The organism is Acidobacteriota bacterium (genome assembly GCA_028874215.1).
GTDB lineage: Bacteria > Acidobacteriota > UBA6911 > RPQK01 > JAJDTT01 > JAJDTT01.
The window spans coordinates 1-4,354 of sequence record JAPPLF010000004.1; the positions used below are offsets into that span (position 1 = coordinate 1).

The 4,354-nt window shown below is 63.2% G+C and carries 5 protein-coding genes; 3 read left to right on the forward strand and 2 right to left on the reverse strand.

Annotated elements, in window-relative coordinates; genetic code table 11:
* The first annotated feature begins 173 nt into the window (after positions 1-173).
* On the forward strand, positions 174-605 hold the full coding sequence (locus tag OXT71_00895) for a VapC toxin family PIN domain ribonuclease (protein ID MDE2924940.1): 432 nt from the start codon (positions 174-176) through the stop codon (positions 603-605).
* Between the two features lie 66 nt (positions 606-671).
* Here the strand turns inward: OXT71_00895 and OXT71_00900 are convergent, their stop codons facing one another.
* On the reverse strand, positions 672-1,724 hold the full coding sequence (locus OXT71_00900) for a PA0069 family radical SAM protein (GenBank protein ID MDE2924941.1): 1,053 nt from the start codon (positions 1,722-1,724) through the stop codon (positions 672-674).
* 87 nt (positions 1,725-1,811) lie between these two features.
* On the opposite strand from OXT71_00900, the gene OXT71_00905 reads away from it, so the two are divergent.
* Positions 1,812-2,603, forward strand: coding sequence for an aldolase/citrate lyase family protein (locus tag OXT71_00905; GenBank protein MDE2924942.1), 792 nt, complete (start codon positions 1,812-1,814; stop codon positions 2,601-2,603).
* Positions 2,604-2,661: 58 nt separating this feature from the next.
* Here OXT71_00905 and OXT71_00910 read toward each other — a convergent pair whose 3' ends face one another.
* A complete protein-coding gene (locus OXT71_00910; protein ID MDE2924943.1) occupies positions 2,662-3,258 on the reverse strand; it encodes an HD domain-containing protein in 597 nt (198 codons plus the stop codon).
* Positions 3,259-3,480: 222 nt separating this feature from the next.
* Here OXT71_00910 and OXT71_00915 point away from each other — a divergent pair.
* Positions 3,481-4,354, forward strand: an 874-nt coding sequence (locus tag OXT71_00915; protein MDE2924944.1) for an aminomethyl transferase family protein, incomplete at its 3' end; no start/stop codon positions are given.

Sequence of the window (4,354 nt, forward strand, 5' to 3'; positions counted from 1 at the left end):
GAAGCCACTGCGAACGGCCTGAGGCTGCGCAAGATCGGCAACGCGCCGGCATTAGTTCGCAAGAAAGGTATCCTGGTTCATCACGGTACCGCTCGAACGACCCTCGACATCACGGAGTTCATCCGCGCCGAACGAGACGCACGAGGTCGGCGTACGCCGCCGGAGGTCGCGGATTGATACGCACGTTGTTCGATGGCTCGGTACTCGTTACTGCAGTGGTCGACCAGCTTGGGAATCACGAGGCCGCCTTCGGCGCTCTTCACCGGTATACCAGTGGAAGGCACCAGGGGTTCTGCTCCACCCATACTTTGGCTGAGTGTTATGCGACGCTGACTGCCCTGCCGTTGCCGACGCGCGTCCTGCCTGGCGAGGCGCGAGCTTTGGTCCAGGAAAGCCTCTCTGAGCGCTTGACGGTGATCGAACTCACCGTCGATGACTACCATAGCGTTCTTCGGCAGGTTGCCAAACTAGGACTCGCAAGCGGTGCGATCTACGATGCACTGGCGCAGTGTGCACAAAAGGCATCCACGAACCGGATACTCACCTACAATGTTTCCGACTTCGAACGCTTTCGCCTTCCTGGCATCGCCGTGATGACGCCGTGACCCGGTGATGGTCACTTCTCGGTATCGTGCGGACTTCTCAACCGTATGGCGGGACGCAGGGTTGTTCTAACCGGCAAACAGGTCCAACTGCCGCTTCTCTCCAGGGCGGCGAAACGCGGCCGCCGACAGGGCCATGGATTTCCGGTTGAGCCCCAGCCGGCGGCAGGTGACCTGAAACAGTTCTCTGATCTGGCGGGCGTAGACACCGGTGCCCTTCATTCGCTCGTGAAACTCGGAGGAGTAGAGATTCCCTCCCCGTGTCTCCCGGATCCGGTTGAGGACCCGCTTCTTCCTGTCGGGATAGCACCGTTCCAACCAGGACTCGAAGAGATTCTTCACTCCATAGGGAAGCCGCAGCAGGATGTAAGATGCCGCGACGGCTCCCGCCTCGGAGGCCGCCTCCAGAATCGACGGAATCTCATGCTCCGTGAGACCGGGGATGACGGGCCCCACCATCACCCGGACCGGAATTCCCTGCTCCGATAGTTCTCGAACCGCCGCCAACCGGGCCGACGGTGTGGACGCCCGGGGCTCCATCGTCCTCTGAAGCTTGGCATCCAGTGTGGTGATCGACAGGTTTACCGACGCCGCGTCCTTCGCCGCCAGTTCCGAAAGCAGGTCGGCGTCCCGGGTCACCAGATGGTTCTTGGTGACGACGGCCGCCGGATTGCCGAACTCCACCAGGACTTCCAGACAAGCCCGGGTGATCCCCAAGCGGCGTTCCGCCGGCTGGTAGGCGTCGGTGACCCCGCTGATGGCGATGGTCTGGGGCTCCCATTTGGGGGATCTGAGTTCCTGCCGCAGCAACTGCGGGGCGTCTTCCTTGACCAGGATCCGGGTCTCGAAGTCCAGACCGGCCGAGAACCCCAGATACTCGTGGTAAGGACGTGCGTAGCAGTAGACGCATCCGTGCTCGCAGCCCCGGTAGGGGTTCACGCTGAATTCGAAACCCACGTCCGGGCTCTGGTTCCGGGCCAGGATGGTCCGGCTGGTGTCCTTGTAGAGACGGGTATCGGGGTGAGTCTCTTCATCTTCCCTGTCGGAAACGTAGTGGATCGGCTCGAAACGGTTGGCCGGATTCCCGGCGGCACCGCGGCCTCGAATGGGTGCGGAAGACATGGCCCGTTTCCATCCAGTCTGCTGAAGAGCGGCAACCATAATGACAGATCATTCTGTCACCCTTGCTCACGGAAAAAGGAGACAAAAATGAAACCCAACCGACTGCGCCAGAAGCTCGACGCCGGTGAGACCACGGTGTCCACCAACATTTACACCTCCTCGCCCGACGTGGTGGAGATGCTGGGACACGCCGGCACCATCGACTACGTGGAGTTCGAGGCCGAATACGTCCCCTACGACCTGCACTGGATGGACCACTTCGCCCGTGTCACGGAACTGTTCCCCCATCTGTCCGCCATGATCAAGATCGACCAGGAGCCGAGGACCTTCATGGCCGCCCGGGCGATCGGCGCCGGCATCCAGAACGTCCTCTTCGCCGACGTCCGAACGCCCGAGGAAGCCCGTCAGTGCGTCGCCGCCATGAAGGCCGAGACCCCGGGATCGGTGGGGCATCAGGGCTATGGAGACCGTCGCGTGGCCCGCTACTTCCTGGACGGTCCGGCCAACTACGTGAGCATTCTGGAGAACTCGGTCGTGGCCCTCATGATCGAGAAGAAATCGGCGGTGGACAACCTGGAGGCCATTCTGGATGTGGAGGGAATCGACATGGTCCAGTTCGGCGCCGCCGATTTCTCCCTGAACATCGGCAAGCCGGGGCAATGGGAGGATCCCGCAGTCACGGCGGCCAAGAACCGGGTGATCCGAACCTCCCTCAAAATGGGAGTTCAGCCGAAGGTCGGAATCCATTCACCCGAAGACGCCCGCCAATACCTGGACATGGGCGTGCGCCACTTCATCATGGGCGGCGACCTGGGGATCCTCTACTCCTTCTGGAAAGAAAAGGGCCAGAAGCTTCAGGACATCATCGCCGGACACTGACGGGCCAAGAGCCCGTGGCGGACATCCTGGCGCCGCCCGGTTACAGGCGCGGCCGTGGTCAGGAACGCTTCCTCGGCGCCAGGCTGAACGGTTTGCGCGCGAACAAGCGGCGCACCATCGGCTCGAAGAACTCCAGCGGCAGCGAATCGTAGTCGGGATCGAACGCGCACTGGTCCCAGCGGTGACAGAAGTCCACGGCGTCCCGATACCAGGGATGATCGCGGTACTTGTCGCGCGCGTTGCGGTTGCCGCCCACGTGGTGGGCGTAGTAGTAGAGCTGGAAAAGGCCGTGGTGCCGGACGATCCAGTACGTTCGCTCGGTCACGTAAGGGCGCAGCAGCAGCGCGGACAGCTCGCCGTGGCTGTGCGGGGCCAGCATGTCGTCGATGTCGTGCAGGAGCGCCGCCACCACCAGTTCCTCGTCCGCGTCGTCGCGGTAGGCGCGGGTCGCGGTCTGCAGAGAATGCTCCAGCCGGTCGACCTGGTAGCCGGCGAGCGAACCGGACAACTCGCGAAGATACGCCAACACCCGGTCCGCGGTGCCGGCGGCGAACTCCTTCTCGTGGCGCCCGAGCAACTCGTAATCCTCGCGGGTGCCGTCCGCCATACTCGTGAAGCTCACCGTGGGACCGCTCACCTGTGCCATTTTTTGCATGTTTGCCACTCTCCTGAGCAGGCTTCCTTTAGTTCCAGCGTGATTGAAGGCGCAGGGCCTTGTCAAGGACGCCTGCCCGGGCCCGCTGCTTGACAGGCGCAGGAAAAGCGCACCTAATGCCGGGAATCGTTCACGTGCGTTGGAGGCTCAACGCACGGATGCCCGGAGCCGTTGCTGCAGTGCATGTTCCGGGCCGGTCACAACGGATTGAGGGGATCGACCATGCATCAACCGATCAGCGTGGACCAGTCCGACAGGATCGTCCCGATCAACCTTCGCCAGAGCGGCCGCACGCCGACCGAGCTGCTCATTTCCACCCGGGTCCGGAAGTCCCCCTATTGGCATCTGTCGCATGAAGCGGGCTGCTGGCGGGCCACCGTGTACAACCGCATCTACCACCCCCGCGGCTACGTGCGGCCCGAGGACGGCGGCGCGGCGGCGGAGCACGAGGCGCTGACCCGGGACGTCACGCTGTGGAACGTCGCGGTGGAGCGGCAGATCCGCGTCAAGGGGCCGGATGCGGAACGGTTCACCGACTACGTGATCACCCGGGACGCGACGCGCATCGAGCCGATGCACGCGAAGTACGTCATCGTCTGCAACGAGAAGGGCGGCATTCTCAACGACCCGGTGCTGCTGCGGCTCTCCAGGGACGAGTTCTGGTTCTCGCTTGCCGATTCCGACCTCCTGTACTGGCTCCAGGGCGTGAACGTCGGGCTTCGGATGGAGGTGGAGATCGACGAGATCGACGTCTGTCCCTTGCAGATCCAGGGACCGAAGTCGCTCGATCTCATGACCGACCTGGTGGGCGCGGGCATCCGGGACATCCCCTACTACGGAATTCTCGAGGCGCAGATCGCGGGGTGTTCCGTCGTGGTCTCCCAGTCCGGGTTCTCAGGCGAGAAGGGGTATGAGATCTATCTTCGCGACGCCACGCTGCACGCCGAGAAGCTGTGGCGCGCGGTGCTTGACAGAGGGGACAGGCACCAACTGATGGTCATTGCGCCGGGCCACCAGCGCAGGATCCAGGCCGGGATCCTGTCGTGGGGACAGGACATCGACCACGAGACGAGTCCGTTCCAGTGCAACCTGGCCT